Genomic DNA, 15,763 nt, shown 5'->3' with positions numbered 1-15,763 from the left:
GTGCACCACGCGTCCCGCCCCGGCCTCGTCAGGCGAGTAGGGCGGCGACCCTCTCCTTGAGGTCGGGGAGCACGGTGGCGGCGAACCAGGGATTCTTCTTCATCCACATCTGGTTGCGCGGCGAGGGGTGGACCAGCGGGAAGTAGGTGGGAAGGTAGTCGCGGTAGCGGCGCACCGTCTCGGTGAGGGAGGCCGACGAGGGCAGGTGCAGGTATCGCCTGGTCGCGTAGGCGCCAACGAGGATGGTCATGTCGAGGCGGGGCATGAGAGAGAGCAGGCGCGGGTGCCATTTGTCGGCGAAGTCCCTGCGCGGGGGCAGATCTCCGCTCTTGCCGGTGCCCGGGAAGTAAAAGTCCATGGGGACGATCGCGAGTTTGCCCGAGGAGTAGAAGGTCTCACGGTCAATGCCCATCCAGTCGCGCAGCCGATCGCCGCTGCGGTCGTTCCATACGATGCCGGTTTCCTCGGCGACACGCCCGGGCGCCTGGCCAACGACCATGATGCGGCACTCGGGACCCGCGTAGAACAGCGGTTCCACGCCTCGCGTCGTGTACGAGGCGTTGGCCGGGTCCGCCGCGATGGCCTCGGCGATCGCGCGGATGGCGGGGTCGGTGATCTCGGGTGTCATGCACCCATGATAGGCACCACCGAGCTCCTCCCGAGAGTGGCGCCGCCGAGGCAAGGCAGTGAAGCATCGCAAGCCTCCGGGGAACCCCAATGACGGGATGGCACCCGATAAAGGCGGGACATCCCACACCCATTAGCACCTGCCGGCGAACGAGAACTACAGTGGATGCCATGAAGGTAACGAGCGCGGCGCGCATGGGAAACGAACGATGAGCATCAGGTTTCTGAGGTCATCGCTGCGCGCGGCGCCCCTGGTCGGGGCGACGCTGGCCGTATCCCTCCTGAGCCTGGCAGGCCTCGCGGCCTACACGGGCGGGGGCGAGGCGGCCGGTCAGCCGGACCCGTCGCCCATTGTCTATGAGGACGACAGCTCCCTGTCGATCGTGGCCGCCTTCACCGACATGACGTCTCAGCTGAACGGCTCCGTCAATACGGTTGCCTACCAGCAGGCCTATCGGGGCGTGACCTACGATAAGGAAGCCTACGTCTACGTTCCCCCGACCTACTCTCCCGACACCCCCGCCAACGTCGTCTACCTCACGCACGGCTGGCAGGGTAGCGCGGCTGGGCTCGCCGAAGGGGTCGTCCCCGTCGTCGACGAATTGACGGCATCGGGCCAGCTGAGCCCCACCCTCGTCGTCTTTGCGACCTACTACCCGGATCGCTCCTTCGCGGGCGACGATTACGAGGACGACTACGAACTCAACCGCTTCTTCGCGACCACCGAGATCGACACGATCATCGACGCCGTCGAGTCGAGGTACGCGACCTACGCGGGAGGCGACACCTCGGACCAGTCCCTGCAGGATTCCCGCACCCACCGCGCCTTCGGCGGTTTCTCGATGGGCGCCACGACAACGTGGGATGTCTTTTCCATGAGGCCGCAGTACTTCTACGGCTACATGCCAATGGCCGGCGAGTCGTGGATCGGGCGCGAGACGGACGCCGACATCGACCAGATCGCGCACCTGATCGCCGCGGGCGCCGAGCGCGCGGACTATGGCGCCCAGGACTTCCGGATCCTCGCGTCGGTCGGGTCCGACGACCCCGCCCTGTGGGACATGAGTCCCCAGCTCGAGCAGCTCCAGCTTGACTACCCGGACCTGATGACACCGGGCAGCCTGCAGCTGTGGATTGACGAGGGCGAGGACCACTCCATGGCGTCCATCCAAAACCAGGTCGCCCACGACCTGCCCCGGCTCCTCCCCCAGGCCTAGAACGAACCTCCTCCCCCAGGCCTAGAACGAACAAGGCGCGTTTTGTCACGTGCCACCGCATCGTCACATGACCGCCGGGGTCCGTCACGCTGGGCATCGGCGAGGCCGGGGCCAGCTCTCAGATAAGGGGCCTTACCCCCGGGGCTGGCGCTCGGCCCACTCGCCGAGGCTCACGCGGGGACCGGTGAAGAAAGGGGTGTCCTCGCGCACGTACAGGCGCGCCTCGGTGTAGCGCTGCGCGTGCATGACCCCCTCCAGGCGATCCAGCGAGTCCGCCTCGAATGCCAGCACCCACTCGTAGTCGGAGAAGCCGAAGGCCGACAGGGTCGAGCCCTTGACGTCCGGGTACTGGGAGAAGCCGTTGCGGCCGTGTTCGGCCATGATGCGGGCGCGCTCGTCGGGGGCCTTCAGGTACCAGTCGTAGGAACGCACGAAGGGGTAGACCATGGCCCAATCGCGAGGCGCGACGCCGCCGAAGCAGGCGGGAATGTGGCGCTTGTTGAACTCGGCGGGGGTGTGCAGGCCCATGCAGGACCACACGGGATCCAGGAACTTACCGAGCGCGCAGGCGCGCAGCCGGTGGTAGGCGTCCTGCAGGACCTCGGGATCGTCGTCGAGCCACCACACCATCAGGTCCGCCTCGGCGCGGAAGCCCGACACGTCGTAGAAGCCGCGGATTTCCGCGCCCGCGCCCTTCACGTAGTCCAGGGACTCGGCGATGACGCGACCGCGCTCGCCATCGTCGGCGGGCAGGGACTCACCGAGCGCGAACACGGAGTAGAGCGCGTAGTGCTGCTTGTTGTTGACCTCGTCGAAGTCAACGTCCGTCGCGTCGCGCGGGTCGGTGACGCGGGCGTGCGCGGCATGCGAGTGGGGCGTCGCCTCGGTGCCCGCGTGGCGGGCCTGGTGGCGCGCGGCGTGCTCACCGACGCGGTCCGGCACTCCTGCCGGGTGTCCGGGATTGTCGGGATTCTGATCGGGCGATACGGCATGGGGGCGCTGAGCAGACATGGATTTCTCCTGAGTTGTGTCGGGTTGGCCGGCGGCTCGGGTGGGCGCGCCGGAAGAATGAGGGGTGGTTACCGCGCCGGGATGAGCACCCCCGACGCCGGGTGACGGGTGGCCGGGGCGCGCGAGCGAGAGGCAGCAGTTGCTCGGGCAGACGGTGTGGAAGGGGCCGGTGCCCGTCACGGTGACGTGCTCGGGGTTCTCGCCTCGCGCCTGGGCCGCGCGCTCTTCGAGCACGTCGACCAGGGAGGACACGAAGTCCGGGTCGGTGGAGACGGTGTCGGCGCGCTCGTAGGGGATGCCAAGCCGCGCGGCGGTCTCTCGCGCCTCGGTGTCGAGGTCGTAGACGACCTCCATGTGGTCGCAGATGAACCCGATGGGGACGACCACGACGCCGCTGAGCGGTCTCGTGTCCGAGGAGTTCCCCGCCGCCTCATCCGATCCACCATCGGCGATCTCCTCGAGGAAGTCGTTGATGTCCGGCTCGAGCCAACGTGCCTGCGGGGGCCCTGATCGCGAGCAGTAGACGAGGTCGTAGCCAAGATCCGCACGCCCCAGGACGCGCCGCAGCTCAGGCATGATCGCCTGGATGAGGGCGTGATGCTGGGCGACGTAGCTGACTTCGGTGGCGGGGGTTCCCGCGCTCGACGAGGCCCCACTCCCCTGCTGCTCGGCGCGATCGCTCTCGGGCGCGGGGGCCTCGCCGATCGAGGGACGGAAGGGGAAGGGCGAGGAGCCTGCTTCCATGCTGACGGGGATGGAGTGGGTGACGAAGATCAGGCGAATACCCGAGGTATCGAGGCCACGCGCCGTCAGAGCCTCCCACGAACGCCGGATGGAGGTGATCTGCGCGCGCGCCATGCCGGGGGTCGAGTAGTAGGGGCGGACCTTGTCCAGGATGATGTCGGCATGCGGGTTGTCGGCGCTGTCCTCGCCGCCCAGTACGATCGTCCCCCACTTCTCGCGCAGGGCCTGCGCGGCCTCGGCGAGGTCTTCGCGGTATTGACGACACCCCGAGTACGAGGCGTAGGCGGAGGTGGGCAGGACGAGGATGCGTCGGGCGCCCGCCTGGGCGAGCTCGTCAAGGCCTTCGGCAACAAAGGGATGCCAGTTGCGGTTTCCCCACCCGACGGGGATGTCATGCCCGCGCCTGGCAAGCTCCGCGGACAAGTTGGCGATGAGGCGCTGGTTGCAGGCATTGATGGGCGAGACTCCGCCGAAGCGCTTGTAGTGCGCGGCGACCTGGAGCAGGCGCTCGTCCGGGATTCCGCGACCGCGCGTGGCGTTGCGCATGAAGGGCAGAACGTCTTCCTCGCCGTTCGGGCCACCGTAGGACAGCAGCATGATCGCGTCGTAGGTATCCATACCTGGCACTTTCAGTCCTCCTTCAGGCCTCGCGCAGACAGTGTAGGGCCGCTTCCCTTCCCCACGCAGCGACAGATTGTCAGAAAAACTCGTGAATTCAGCGCTTTGTCTCTGCGGTCCTTGGGAAAACGCCTCGGCGTCTCCCAGGCCGCTTTTTATCGTCATTTCCCAGACAAGGCGGCGCTCCTGGAGGGCATTGCCGAGCAGGTCTGGCGCCTCACTTTCGAGTCCTTCCTAGGCCGAGTAGATACCGGGGCGTTCGACCCCGAATCGACACCCACGCCCACGGCGAGTGAGCCGACCGAGGACACCCCAGCCTCGCCCCTGTTGATCTACATGCGCACCTACGCGCATTGCCTGGCCTCCACGCTGCGCTCCCACCCGGGCGCGGTCATGCTGCTGCTCACGCGCCCGATGTCGACGCCCGAGCAGCTGTCGCTCCTGGCGCGCGTGTTCGTGACGCTAGCCTGGCGCGGTTTCACACCGAATGCAGACATGCTGGGGCTGGTCAATGCGGTCTCGATCTACACGACGGCCTTCGTCGCCGCCGAGGTCGTTCCGCCCGTGGGCGGCTCGCCCGAGCAGCCCGCCGACCTGTCGGCCGCGAGCGCCGCACTCGATCCCGAGGACGCGCAGGCGCTGCGCCCGCTCATCGAGGATCTCCTGGACGGTCGCTACGACTTCACCGCTCAGTTCGAACGAGGCCTGGAGGCGATCCTGCGCGGCTGGAACTGAGGTTAGCCGACCAGTTCCTCGACCTCGCGCACGATGCGTGCGCCGCCGCCGAGCGCGCAGAGCTCCGCGCGCACCACTCGGATCCCTGAGGTCAGGGCGGGCTCATCGACGAGGGTGCGGGCGGCGCGCGCGATAAGCGTCGGCTTGGGCTCGCGTACGGTCAGGCCACAGCGCGCGTTTTCCACGGCCTCGGCGTTGATTTGACGCTCAAAGACGCGACCCGGGACGATGACCTGTGGGACTTCATAGGACAGGGCGTCCATCACCGAGTTTTGCCCGCCATGGTGAACGAAGACGTGGGCGCGCGGCAGGAGCTCAGCGACGTCGAAACGGGGCGCGCAGGTCACTTCCTGGTCCCCCACAGCGTGGATGGCCTCGGACACGCCCGCGACGTAGACGTCGCAGCTCAGCGCCTCGGCGAGTTCTCGCCCGGCGCGCACGGCCACGCCCGCGGGGACGCTACCCGCCCCGAGGTAGATGAGGACGCAATCGCGAGGCGTCGGCGTCAGTGCGGGCGGCTCGTCCAGGAAACCGCAGTAGACGGCCCGCTCCCCCGCACGCGGTTCCAGGGTCGGGCCACTGGGGATGAAGCGGCGTGCCATCCCTTCAAGGATCGACAGGGACGAGGCCGGGGCGGGCATTCCCATCTCGCGCAGCAGGCGTCGAATTCCCACGGATTTGCGCGGGTTGGAAGCGTAGGAGGCGGTCGTCGGCTGCGAGCCGCTGCCCACGCAGGGGATGCCCTCGGCGCGGGCGGCGATGATGGCGGCGAGGTTGAACTCCGAGTAGACGACGTCGGGGCGCGCGGCTCGCATGTGCGTGCGGAGGATCTCGACGGCGGCGTGCGTGTAGCGTTCATCGAGGGCACCGGTCAGCCAGAGGACCTCCTCGAAGCTGCGCACGGGCTTACGGCCCATGAGGCCGAGGCGCGAGGCAAGGGGGAAGGTGTGGCGCGCAATGGCGTCTGGCAGGCCGAGAGGCGAGGGCACTGGAATCTCGAGCGTTGGGCTGCCCGGATCGAAACAGTTGCCGTCATCTCCCCACGCGAGCGTGACCTCATGGCCGCCATCCCGGAAGGCGCGGGCGACGCGCTTCGCACGCGACCACGGCCCACCCATCCGCGAGCGCGCAACCATGGGAACGACGAGAAGCTTCACGTGTCAAGGGTACGACACTCACAACACAGCGTACCCACGCATAATGCTAGGCTCCTCAAGCTAGACACATAACCGGCTGCCACCCGTCAGAGCGCTACAGTTCCAGCCTCATGTACACGAGTTCTTGGTAGCCCGCAGACGGGGACCGGTACCCCCGGGGATTGCGCCCGTATTCCTCGAACCCTGCGCGACGGTAAAGGGACACCGCCCGTTCGTTGTCCGCCACCGCTTCGAGCTCAAGCTGGGTGTAGCCCGCCTGCCGAGCACAGTCAATGCTCGCTTCGATCAGCGCCCGGCCGATCCCCATCCCCCAGTACTCCTTGAGGATGCTGATCCCACAACGCGCCCGGTGCGCAACCTTGCGCCGACTACGCACTGCTGAGACTCCTGCACTTCCAACGATGCGCCCGTCGATCACGGCAACGAGCTCAACCTCATTGCCGCTGCGTTCCGTTTCTTCCAGGGAGCGGGCCTCTTGTTCATCGTCGACGCTCTGCTCGTCCGGGTAGGACAGCAGGTAGTCGGTCTGCGCATGCGTGCGTTGCATCGTCTCACACAGCACGCGGGCGTCCGAGGCGACGGCGTTCCTCACCAGGAGTTCCACCCCGCCCTTCAACACCACCGTCTTGGCGTACCTCATTGTCGGACTCCTCATTTTCCTAGGAATTGGCCGAATTATGGTCGACGTGGACAGTCCACGAACCCGAACGAGGACTCCCCTGACGCTCGAGCACGCCTTCTTCCTTCCTTGAACCGCGCGACGATGCGCTCAGCGCTTCTCTTCGAGCAGCCGAGGTGCTGCGCGAGTTGAGCGACGGTGGAGCGCGAGTTATCGCTCAGGAAATCAAGCGCGCGGGCGCGCTCCGCGTCCGCTGCACTCACTGGCCGCGCGTACGGAAGTATGGCTTCCCTGATTGCTTCGAGCATGAACTCCACGAAATCCTCGCACGAGCCGACCGCGCCGGAGCGAGCCAAGGCCTCGTAGTATCCAGCCTGCCGCCTCCTGATCGCGGACTCGATGGGCACCCAGGCCAGCACCGGGCGCCACCGCGACAACAGCAGCGTGTGCCAGAGCCGTCCCATCCGGCCATTCCCATCTGAAAAGGGGTGGCAGAACTCGAACTCGAAGTGGAAGATGCACCAGCGAGGAGTAGATCATGCGGATCCGAAGCTCCCTGCGCAGCGTGGGGCTGGTCGACAGCGGAGCCTGCGGCAAGAGCATACCGACCAGCTCCGCGATCTCCATGCAGAGCGCATCGATAACGTCAGTGCGTTCGAACGACGGCTCGCAGGCCATGACCACCCCCCCTATTACCGCCACAACTATACCGCCAGAGGCGGTAATCGAGTGGGGGCGTGTGGGTGGCGATCGGCGGGACGCAGATGAGGGCGCCTCGTCTTACGCTGAGGTTCAGGAACGGGATTCGTGACACCACCAGGAGGGCTCACCCATGAAGCCAGGCCAGCAACACTCACTGTTCGAGGACTCCGGCGAGGACACGCGGCCCCTGGCCGACCGGATGCGCCCCACCTCCCTCGACGAGGTGGTGGGCCAGTCCCACCAGATCGGGCCGGGCAAGGCCCTGCGCTCCATGATCGAGGCCGACCGCACGCCCTCGATGATCTTCTGGGGGCCTCCCGGGGTCGGCAAGACCACCCTGGCGCGCGTGATCGCCCGCCACACCCACGCCTCGTTCATCGACTTTTCCGCGGTCACCAGCGGCATCAAAGAGATCCGCGAGGTCATGAAGCAGGCGGACGCGCAGGCGTCCATGGGCAGCCGCACGATCGTCTTCGTCGACGAGATTCACCGCTTCAACAAGGCCCAGCAGGACGCGTTCCTCCCCTTCGTCGAGAAGGGGGCGATCATCCTCATCGGCGCGACCACCGAGAACCCGTCCTTCGAGGTGAACAACGCTCTCCTGTCGCGCTGCAAGGTCTTCGTCCTGAACGGCCTGACCGAGGAGGACCTGGTTGGCTTGATGCGCCGAGCCCTCACCGACCCCAGGGGCTTCGGCAACCAGGACGTGCGCATCGAGGACGACCTGCTGCGCGCGATCGCCACCTTCGCCGACGGCGACGCGCGCGTGGCCCTGTCCACTTTGGAGATGGCGGTCCTCAACGGCGACGAGGACGGCGGGGCGACCACGGTCACCGCAGAGACGGTCGAGCAGTGCACCTCGCGCAAGAGCCTCCTCTACGACAAGGACGGCGAGGAGCACTACAACATCATTTCGGCCCTGCACAAGTCGATGCGCAACTCGGACCCCGACGCCGCCGTGTACTGGCTGGCGCGCATGCTCGAGGGAGGCGAGGACCCCCTGTACGTGGCGCGGCGCATCACGCGTTTCGCCTCGGAAGACATCGGGCTTGCCGACACGAACGCGCTCAACGTCGCGGTCAACGCCTTCCACGCCTGCCACTTCATCGGGATGCCCGAGTGCTCGGTCCACCTGGCCGAGGCCGTCATCTACCTGTCGCTGGCGCCGAAGTCGAACAGCTCCTACATCGCCTATGGGCGGGCGAGGAAGGACGCGCTGCGAACCCAGGCCGACCCCGTCCCCCTCGCCATCCGCAACGCCCCGACCCGCCTCATGAAGGACCTGGGATACGGGCAGGGGTACAGGCTGGCGCACTACGAGGCCGACAAGGTGGCCGCCGACATGCGGTGCCTGCCCGACTCGCTCGCGGGCGCCGAGTACTACCGGCCCACCGAGGAGGGCAACGAGAGGCGCTTCAAGGAGCGCCTGGAATGGCTGAAGCGCCTGCGCGAACAGGCGCGGGCCGCGACCCCGGACGCCTCGGCGGACGACGAAGAGGCGTAGGGGTCCGCCGGCCCTTCCACCGCCCCGGTCCCGCGCGCCGACCGCAGCGCCCCCACGGGGCGGGGGCAGTATTCCCACCACCGCGCGGCCCGGGCTTGCACCCATGAGTTAACACTGTTAACCTTGCAGTCGTCAGCGAAGTTAACACTGTTAACCAATGAAGGAGCGGACATGCCTGGATCAGAATCGGGCGCACCGGCGCTGCGGTTGCGCGCCGTGCGCAAGAGCTACGGGGACCACGAGGTGCTGCGCGGAGTCGACCTCGACGTCGCGCGGGGACAGGTGCTCGGCCTCCTCGGGCGCAACGGCGCCGGGAAGTCGACCCTCATCGAGATCATGTGCGGGCTGAGGGGCGCCGACTCGGGGACGGTGTCCGTGTGCGGCGCGGACCCCGCCAAGGAGCGGGTCGGCCAGCACATCGGCTACGCCCCGCAGGACCTGGGCGTCTACCCCGACCTCACCGTCGCCCAGAACCTCTCGTTCTACGGGCAGCTCCAGGGCCTGTCCCGCAAGCGCGCGCGCACGAGGACCGCGGAGGTCATGGAGCTGCTCGGCCTGGAGGAGCAGTGCTCCAAGCGGGCGAAGCACCTGTCCGGCGGCCAAAGGCGCAGGCTGCACGCCGGGATGGCGATCATGCACGAGCCGGAGGTGGTCTTCATGGACGAGCCGACAGTCGGAGCGGACGTGGAGGCGCGCAGCCGGATCCTGCGGGCCGTGCGCTCGCTCGCAGAGGCGGGCGCCGCCGTCGTCTACACCTCGCACTACCTCGCCGAGTTCGAGGAGCTCGGCGCGGACATCGCCATCCTCGAAGGCGGGCGGATTGTTGTGTCCGGCACGCTCGAGCGCGTCGTCGCGGACCACTCCCGCGCCTCCATCGCCCTGGGGTTCGCCCGCAACCCGAGGCCCATGGACGGGTGGCGGAACGAGGACCGGTGGCTGCGCCGGGAGGGGGACATCCCCAACCCCGGTGCGCTCATCGCCGATGCTCTGGCCTCACCCGAACTGAGGGGCAACCGCCTCGAGGACGTGCGCATAGGCCAAGCGGGCCTGCAGAGCGCCTACCTCGCAATCGTCGGAGAGGAAGAACAGGACAATGCTTAAGAAACTCTCAGCCGTCATCCGGCTCAACATCCGCCTCCAGCTCACGGACCCCGCCTCCACTCTGATCCTGACGGCCATCCCCCTGATATTCATCCCCTTCATGAGCCCCGCCTTCAAATCCATGCTCGTGGCGGACGGGTACGCGGACGCGACCGGGGTGGAGCAGGCGGTGCCCTCGATGGCGGTGCTCTTCTCGTTCCTCTCCGTGCAGATCATCATCAACTCCTTCATCAACGAGCGCATGTGGGGGACGTGGCCCAGGCTCGCGGTCTCGGCCACCCCGAGGGGCGTCGTCCTCACCGGCAAGGCCCTGGTCGCCTACCTGCTGCAGTTCGTCCAGGTCCTCGCCGTCCTGGTCCTGGGCGCCCTCGCCTTCGGGTACAGGCCGAAGGGGTCGGTGATCGCGCTCCTACTGGCGGTGCTCGCCTTCTCCGCGGTCCTGGCCGCGCTCGGCGTCGCGATCGCACTGTGGGCCCCCTCGCAGGAACTCGCGCTCTCCTTGTCCAATATCATCGGGATGCTGGCCGCCGGGATCGGCGGGGCGTTCTGCACGGTGTCGAGCCTGCCCGACTGGGCGCAGCGCGCCGCGCGCTTCTCCCCCGCGTACTGGGCGATCGACGCGATCCACTCGGTGAGCCTGGACGGCGCGGGCGTCGCCGGCGTCCTCCCGGCCGTCGGCGTCCTCTCGCTGTTCTTCACCGGCCTGGCCGCCCTGGCGATGGCGCGCTTGGCCGTGAAGAAGGACTGAGGGCCCGACCGTGGGACTCGACCTGAGCGGCGAGGCGTACGCGAACGACCCTATGATCGGCGACTCCGCCTACTGGCTGTGCCAACCGCGCCTCGCGCCCTATCATATGAACGCGAGCGCCTATCCCGGCACCAACATGATCGGCGCCTTCACGGGCGCTGACGAGGACCGGGCCGTGGCAGCGCGGGCCGACAGCCGCCAAGACCTCGCCATCGCGCTCGCGTGAGCGCGGACCACGGCCACGACCGAGACAACAACTCAGGAGGACCAATGAGCCAGCAAGCCCCCGCACATGAATGGGACAAGACCTTCCCCAAGAGCGACCACGTCACCCATGAGAAGGTCACGTTCACCACGAACTTCGGCATCACTCTGGCGGCCGACTTATACAAGCCGAGGAACGCCGAGGGCGCGCTCCCCGCCATCGCCGTCAGCGGCCCTTTCGGGGCCGTCAAGGAGCAGGCAAGCGGGCTCTACGCTCAGACCATGGCCGAACGGGGCTTCCTCACCATCGCCTTCGATCCGTCCTTCACCGGCGAGTCCGGCGGCGCACCCCGCTACATGAGTTCCCCGGACATCAACACCGAGGACTTCCTCAGCGCCGTCGACTACCTGGTCTGCCGCGAGGACGTCGATGGGGACCGGGTCGGCATCATCGGGATCTGCGGATGGGGTGGCATCGCGCTCAACGCGGCGGCCGCCGACCCCCGGATCAAGGCGACGCTCGCGTCCACGATGTACGACTTGTGCCGCATCTCCGGCAACGGCTACAACGACTCGGCGGATGACGCCGCCACTCGCATCGCCTCGCGCAAACTGGTCGCCGCCCAACGTACGGCCGACCGCCTCTCCGGCGAGCAGGCGCTCACCGGCGGCGTCGCGGACCCCATGCCCGACGACGCTCCGCAGTTCGCCAAGGACTACCACGCCTACTACAAGACGCCGCGCTGCTACCACCCCCGCTCGCTCTACTCCAACGACGGCTGGGCCGTCGTCAGCGCCAGCTACGCCAACGCGCGGTTCCTGTACTACACGGATGAGATCGAGAACGCGGTCCTGATCATGCACGGCGAGGACGCCCACTCCCTCTACATGGGCCGGGACGCCTTCGCGAAGGTGAAGGGCGGGGTGAACCCGGACAACAAGCGGTTCCTTCTGGTCCCTGGGGCGAGCCACTGCGACCTCTACGACGGTGGTGGGCGCGGCGCCATCCCCTGGGACGCGCTCACCTCGTTCTTCGCCGAACACCTGGCCTGAGCGTCCACCGGCCCCTGGCGGGCGCCGCGCACGGGGCGGCGCCGAAACCAGCGGCGAGGTGGAGCGCAGTCGCGACGTGGCGCGCAGGGCGGCCCAGCCCCTTCGCCCGGCGGTGCTACGATTCGCGGTTAAGAAGGACTGAAGCCCCCACGCGGAGCCAGGGAGGAGGGGCCATGCCCGGTGGCGCGCCCAGAGCGCGGACTCTCACGAGGGAGAGGATCTTTTCCGCGGCGCTCGCGCTCGTCGACGAGGCGGGCCTGGCCGCCCTGTCCCTGCGCGCCCTCGGTAAGCGCCTGGGCGTGTCCCAGACGGCCTTCTACCGGTATGTGCCCGACAAAGCCGCCCTGCTCGAAGGGGTGTCCGAGGAGGTGTGGAGGCTCACCTTCGACCGCTTCCTATCGGCTGTTGAGGAAGAACCGGAAGCGGACGACCAGTCTGGGGCGAAGGGGGAACAGGAGGAGAACGGTCGGCCGGAGGGCCGGGACCAGCCGGGCGCGGGCGGGGAACCGGCCACGGAGAACCAGTCGTCCCCGGGAAGCGGTCCGGGCCTCGTCGGCGAGCAGGGTGAGGACTGGCGCTGGTACGTGCGCCAGTACGCCACGGCGCTCCACGACACTCTCCTCCAGCACCCCGAGGCCGTGGTCCTGCTGCTCACCCACCCCATCTCGACGCCCGAGCAGCTCACCCTGCTGGCCAAAGTCATGGTCCGTCTGTCCAACGCCAGCTTCGCGCCCCCCATCGACATGCTCGCCATCATCACGGCGGTCTCGGTGTACACCACGGGTTTCGCCGCAGCGGAAGTCGTCCCCCCTGTGGGCGGCGGCCCGGATGAGACCTCCGACGAAAGCATCACTGCGGCCATCGCGAGCCTGCCAGCCGACGACCTGTCTGTGCTCCGGGGCCTCATCGGCCAGGTGATGGACGGGGAATGGGACTTCACCGCCCAGTTCGAGAGGGGCCTGGACGCCCTGCTGCGGGGCTGGCGCTGAACCGCTGCCAAGGAGGGGCACATGAGCAACATCGACAACTACCGCGGCTGCCTGATCGGCGGGGCGGCCGGGGACGCGCTCGGGTACGCGGTCGAGTTCTCGCGCGAGGACCAGATAGCGGCCCGCTACGGGGCGGGCGGCATCCGCGACTACCAGCTCGACGACCGGGGGCTGGCGCCCTTCTCGGACGACACCCAGATGACCCTGTACACCGCCAACGGCCTGCTCCACGCGGTCACCCGGGGCCGCCTCCGGGGCATTCTGGGGCCCCTGCGCGACTACGTGTCCGGTTTCTACGTGGAGTGGTCGCGCACGCAGACGGAGCCCTACCCCCTCGCCGACCACAGCGCCTGGATCTCGGCCCTGCCCGAGCTCTTCGTGCCGCGCGCCCCCGGGGCGACCTGCCTGTCGGCCTGCGCGGTGGGAGCGCACGGCACCCCGGAGGAGCCGATCAACGACTCCAAGGGGTGCGGCGGGATCATGCGCGTCGCGCCCGCGGGTCTGCTCGCCGGCCCCCGGGGGGCCGACGGCGCCGCCGTGCAGCGCCTGGGGGCGCAGCTGGCGGCGCTCACGCACGGCCACGAACTGGGGTGGCTGCCCGCCGGGGTCTTCGCCCACATCGTGAGCGCCCTCGCCCACGGGGAGGCGGACTCCGTGCGCGGGGCCGCCGAGCAGGCGCTCGCCATCCTGCCCGAGGCGCACCCGGGCGCGCGCCGGGTGGGGGAACTGCAGGAGCTGATGCGCCTCGTGCTGCGCCTGGCGGACAGCACCGCACCGGACGTGGAGGCGATCCACCAACTGGGCGAGGGGTGGGTGGCCGAGGAAGCGCTCGCCATCGCGCTCCTGTGCGCGCTGCGCCACGAGGACGACTTCGAGGGGACGGTCGTCTCAGCCGTGAACCATTCGGGGGACAGCGACTCAACGGGGGCCATCGCGGGCAATATCGTCGGCGCGCGCCTGGGCCTGGCGGGGATCCCGAGGCGCTACACGGAGCGCTTGGAGCTGGCGGACGTGGTCCTCGCCCTCGCCGACGACCTCTTCACGGGATGTCCGATCACCGAGTACTGCCCCTCCCCGGACGGCGTGTGGGAGCACAAGTACCTGCCCCCGATGGACTACGTGGAGTGGAAACGGGGCCGGTAAGATGGAGGGGCCCGGCGGACCGACCGACGCAGGAGGAGAGCAGTCATGGCCTTCGACTTCAAGAAGGAGCACAAGGAGCTCTACGTGCCGCCGAAGCGGCCCGGCATCGTCACGGTGCCGCCGATGAACTACCTGGCGGTGCGCGGGCACGGCGACCCCAACGCCGAGGGCGGCGCGTACAAGCGCGCCATCGAACTGCTCTACGGCGTCGCCTACGCCATCAAGATGTCGAAGAAGGGCACCCACCGCGTCGACGGGTACTTCGACTTCGTGGTGCCGCCCCTGGAGGGCTTCTGGTGGCAGCAGGACCCGCACGATGTGGATTACGCCCACAAGGAGGACTTCGACTGGATCTCCCTCATCCGCCTGCCCGACTTCGCGACGGCGCAGGAAGTGGAGTGGGCGAAGGCCGAGGCGGCCTCGAAGAAGGGCGGCGACTTCAGCGAGGTCGAATTCCTGCCCTACGACGAGGGCCTGTGCGTGCAGTGCATGCACGTGGGCCCCTACGACGACGAGCCCGCGACCGTTGAGGCCATGCACGCGCACATGGAGGCCCAGGGCTACGCGCTCGACATCACCGACGAGCGCCACCACCACGAGATCTACTTGGGCGACGCCCGCAAGGTCGCGCCCGAGAAGCTGCGGACCGTCGTGCGCCATCCGATCAAAGCCGTCTGAGGGGCAGGAGCCGTCATGGCCTCGACACCGGAGTACCTGGCCCACGTCCTCGACCTGCTCGGGCGGGTCGAGGGCGTCACCCACCGCGCGATGATGGGCGAATACCTGCTCTACGCGCGCGGCACGCTGTTCGGGGGAGTCTACGACGACCGGTTCCTGCTCAAGGAGACCCCCGCCTCGTCCGCCGCCCTGACGGTCCAGTGCAGCCCCTACCCCGGGGCGAAGCCCATGCGCCTGGTCGATGTGGAGGACCGCGACGCGCTGGCGGACCTGGTGGAGCGGGTGCGCGCCGAACTGTGAGCCCCTGGCGGCCCGGGGGACCGGGACCGCCTTCGGGGCACTACAGTTCCAGCCTCATGTGCACCAGTTCCTGGAACCCCGCGGACGAGGACCGGTAGCCCCGGGGGTTGCGCCCGTACTCCTCGAACCCCGCGCGCCGGTAAAGGGACACCGCCCGTTCATTGTCCGCCACCACTTCGAGCTCGAGCTGGGCGTAACCCGCCCGCCGGGCGCAGTCAATGCACGCCTCCATCAGCACCCGGCCGATCCCCATCCCCCAGTGCTCCTTCAGCACGCTGATCCCGAATCGCGCCCGGTGCCTCACCTTGCGCCTGCCGCCCACCGCTGTGACTCCCGCGGTTCCCACGATCCGCCCGTCGATCATGGCGACGAGCTCGACCTCGTTGCCGCTGTGTTCCGTCCCTTCCAGGAGGCGCGCCCCCTGTTCCTCGTCGGCGTTCTGCTCGTCCGGGTAGGACAGTAGGTAGTCGGTCTCCGAATGCGTGCGGCGCATGGTCTCGCGCAGCGCCCGGGCGTCCGAGGCGACGGCGTTCCTCACGAGGAGCTCCGCCCCGCCCTTCAATGCCACCGTTTCGGCGTACCTCATCGTCGGACTCCTTGTCTCCCTGGTTGC

16 protein-coding genes and 2 pseudogenes are annotated in these 15,763 nt (G+C 68.3%); 11 read left to right on the top strand and 7 right to left on the bottom strand.

What is annotated here, in order from left to right:
* Positions 1 to 28: 28 nt before the first annotated feature.
* Positions 29 to 628 carry a uracil-DNA glycosylase family protein gene (locus NQK35_RS00355; RefSeq protein WP_257114187.1) on the bottom strand — a complete coding sequence of 200 codons (600 nt, stop codon included), beginning with the start codon at positions 626 to 628 and terminating at the stop codon, positions 29 to 31.
* A 208-nt stretch (positions 629 to 836) separates the two neighbouring features.
* On the opposite strand from NQK35_RS00355, the gene NQK35_RS00350 reads away from it, so the two are divergent.
* Positions 837 to 1,844: an alpha/beta hydrolase gene (locus NQK35_RS00350; protein ID WP_009212332.1), complete on the top strand. Its 1,008-nt coding sequence runs from the start codon at positions 837 to 839 to the stop codon at positions 1,842 to 1,844.
* Positions 1,845 to 1,976: 132 nt separating this feature from the next.
* On the opposite strand, the gene hemQ is transcribed toward NQK35_RS00350, so the two are convergent.
* A complete protein-coding gene (hemQ, locus tag NQK35_RS00345; protein WP_257114186.1) occupies positions 1,977 to 4,217 on the bottom strand; it encodes a hydrogen peroxide-dependent heme synthase in 2,241 nt (746 codons plus the stop codon).
* A gap of 99 nt (positions 4,218 to 4,316) precedes the next feature.
* Between hemQ and NQK35_RS00340 the strand changes: the two are divergent.
* Positions 4,317 to 4,952: pseudogene (locus tag NQK35_RS00340) on the top strand (TetR/AcrR family transcriptional regulator); the annotation flags it as partial.
* Positions 4,953 to 4,954: 2 nt separating this feature from the next.
* Here NQK35_RS00340 and NQK35_RS00335 read toward each other — a convergent pair.
* From NQK35_RS00335 to NQK35_RS00320, 4 genes and pseudogenes are all read right to left on the bottom strand, one after another.
* Positions 4,955 to 6,088 carry a glycosyltransferase gene (locus tag NQK35_RS00335; protein ID WP_257114741.1) on the bottom strand — a complete coding sequence of 378 codons (1,134 nt, stop codon included), beginning with the start codon at positions 6,086 to 6,088 and terminating at the stop codon, positions 4,955 to 4,957.
* A gap of 115 nt (positions 6,089 to 6,203) precedes the next feature.
* A complete protein-coding gene (locus tag NQK35_RS00330; protein ID WP_257114184.1) occupies positions 6,204 to 6,749 on the bottom strand; it encodes a GNAT family N-acetyltransferase in 546 nt (181 codons plus the stop codon).
* 35 nt (positions 6,750 to 6,784) lie between these two features.
* Positions 6,785 to 7,192, bottom strand: a complete 408-nt coding sequence (locus NQK35_RS00325) for a helix-turn-helix domain-containing protein (protein ID WP_257114183.1) — start codon at positions 7,190 to 7,192, stop codon at positions 6,785 to 6,787.
* Between the two features lie 9 nt (positions 7,193 to 7,201).
* A pseudogene (locus tag NQK35_RS00320) lies at positions 7,202 to 7,246 on the bottom strand (hypothetical protein); the annotation flags it as partial.
* Positions 7,247 to 7,560: 314 nt separating this feature from the next.
* Between NQK35_RS00320 and NQK35_RS00315 the strand changes: the two are divergent.
* The 9 genes from NQK35_RS00315 (at position 7,561) to NQK35_RS00275 (ending at position 15,150) form a co-directional block, all read left to right on the top strand.
* Complete coding sequence (locus tag NQK35_RS00315) at positions 7,561 to 8,934, top strand: replication-associated recombination protein A (RefSeq protein ID WP_009212339.1); 1,374 nt, start codon at positions 7,561 to 7,563, stop codon at positions 8,932 to 8,934.
* 171 nt (positions 8,935 to 9,105) lie between these two features.
* Complete coding sequence (locus NQK35_RS00310; protein ID WP_009212340.1) at positions 9,106 to 10,035, top strand: ABC transporter ATP-binding protein; 930 nt, start codon at positions 9,106 to 9,108, stop codon at positions 10,033 to 10,035.
* Positions 10,028 to 10,783: an ABC transporter permease gene (locus tag NQK35_RS00305; RefSeq protein ID WP_009212341.1), complete on the top strand. Its 756-nt coding sequence runs from the start codon at positions 10,028 to 10,030 to the stop codon at positions 10,781 to 10,783. Before NQK35_RS00310 ends, NQK35_RS00305 begins: the two co-directional genes overlap by 8 nt.
* Before the next feature lie 10 nt (positions 10,784 to 10,793).
* On the top strand, positions 10,794 to 11,009 hold the full coding sequence (locus NQK35_RS00300; RefSeq protein ID WP_009212342.1) for a hypothetical protein: 216 nt from the start codon (positions 10,794 to 10,796) through the stop codon (positions 11,007 to 11,009).
* Between the two features lie 44 nt (positions 11,010 to 11,053).
* Complete coding sequence (locus NQK35_RS00295) at positions 11,054 to 12,040, top strand: alpha/beta hydrolase (RefSeq protein ID WP_009212343.1); 987 nt, start codon at positions 11,054 to 11,056, stop codon at positions 12,038 to 12,040.
* Between the two features lie 173 nt (positions 12,041 to 12,213).
* A complete protein-coding gene (locus NQK35_RS00290; RefSeq protein ID WP_257114182.1) occupies positions 12,214 to 13,029 on the top strand; it encodes a TetR/AcrR family transcriptional regulator in 816 nt (271 codons plus the stop codon).
* Between the two features lie 21 nt (positions 13,030 to 13,050).
* On the top strand, positions 13,051 to 14,172 hold the full coding sequence (locus tag NQK35_RS00285; protein ID WP_257114181.1) for an ADP-ribosylglycohydrolase family protein: 1,122 nt from the start codon (positions 13,051 to 13,053) through the stop codon (positions 14,170 to 14,172).
* A 45-nt stretch (positions 14,173 to 14,217) separates the two neighbouring features.
* Positions 14,218 to 14,850 carry a GyrI-like domain-containing protein gene (locus NQK35_RS00280; RefSeq protein ID WP_257114180.1) on the top strand — a complete coding sequence of 211 codons (633 nt, stop codon included), beginning with the start codon at positions 14,218 to 14,220 and terminating at the stop codon, positions 14,848 to 14,850.
* 15 nt (positions 14,851 to 14,865) lie between these two features.
* Positions 14,866 to 15,150, top strand: a complete 285-nt coding sequence (locus NQK35_RS00275) for a TfoX/Sxy family protein (RefSeq protein WP_257114179.1) — start codon at positions 14,866 to 14,868, stop codon at positions 15,148 to 15,150.
* Positions 15,151 to 15,190: 40 nt separating this feature from the next.
* Here NQK35_RS00275 and NQK35_RS00270 read toward each other — a convergent pair whose 3' ends face one another.
* Complete coding sequence (locus NQK35_RS00270; protein WP_009212348.1) at positions 15,191 to 15,736, bottom strand: GNAT family N-acetyltransferase; 546 nt, start codon at positions 15,734 to 15,736, stop codon at positions 15,191 to 15,193.
* Positions 15,737 to 15,763: the final 27 nt, after the last annotated feature.

Origin of the sequence: Schaalia odontolytica (assembly GCF_024584435.1) — a bacterium.
In the GTDB taxonomy this organism is placed as follows: Bacteria; Actinomycetota; Actinomycetes; order Actinomycetales; family Actinomycetaceae; genus Pauljensenia.
This window is presented reverse-complemented; position numbering and strand designations above follow the sequence as displayed.

Coding starts and splice junctions, on each gene's coding strand:
- NQK35_RS00330 (WP_257114184.1), bottom strand. CDS start 6,749: ATGAGGTACGCCAAGACGGTGGTGTTGAAGGGCGGGGTGGAACTCCTG.
- NQK35_RS00270 (WP_009212348.1), bottom strand. CDS start 15,736: ATGAGGTACGCCGAAACGGTGGCATTGAAGGGCGGGGCGGAGCTCCTC.
- NQK35_RS00355 (WP_257114187.1), bottom strand. CDS start 628: ATGACACCCGAGATCACCGACCCCGCCATCCGCGCGATCGCCGAGGCC.
- NQK35_RS00350 (WP_009212332.1), top strand. CDS start 837: ATGAGCATCAGGTTTCTGAGGTCATCGCTGCGCGCGGCGCCCCTGGTC.
- NQK35_RS00290 (WP_257114182.1), top strand. CDS start 12,214: ATGCCCGGTGGCGCGCCCAGAGCGCGGACTCTCACGAGGGAGAGGATC.
- NQK35_RS00325 (WP_257114183.1), bottom strand. CDS start 7,192: ATGGGACGGCTCTGGCACACGCTGCTGTTGTCGCGGTGGCGCCCGGTG.
- NQK35_RS00275 (WP_257114179.1), top strand. CDS start 14,866: ATGGCCTCGACACCGGAGTACCTGGCCCACGTCCTCGACCTGCTCGGG.
- NQK35_RS00310 (WP_009212340.1), top strand. CDS start 9,106: ATGCCTGGATCAGAATCGGGCGCACCGGCGCTGCGGTTGCGCGCCGTG.
- hemQ (WP_257114186.1), bottom strand. CDS start 4,217: ATGGATACCTACGACGCGATCATGCTGCTGTCCTACGGTGGCCCGAAC.
- NQK35_RS00280 (WP_257114180.1), top strand. CDS start 14,218: ATGGCCTTCGACTTCAAGAAGGAGCACAAGGAGCTCTACGTGCCGCCG.
- NQK35_RS00295 (WP_009212343.1), top strand. CDS start 11,054: ATGAGCCAGCAAGCCCCCGCACATGAATGGGACAAGACCTTCCCCAAG.
- NQK35_RS00335 (WP_257114741.1), bottom strand. CDS start 6,088: ATGGTTGCGCGCTCGCGGATGGGTGGGCCGTGGTCGCGTGCGAAGCGC.
- NQK35_RS00315 (WP_009212339.1), top strand. CDS start 7,561: ATGAAGCCAGGCCAGCAACACTCACTGTTCGAGGACTCCGGCGAGGAC.
- NQK35_RS00305 (WP_009212341.1), top strand. CDS start 10,028: ATGCTTAAGAAACTCTCAGCCGTCATCCGGCTCAACATCCGCCTCCAG.
- NQK35_RS00285 (WP_257114181.1), top strand. CDS start 13,051: ATGAGCAACATCGACAACTACCGCGGCTGCCTGATCGGCGGGGCGGCC.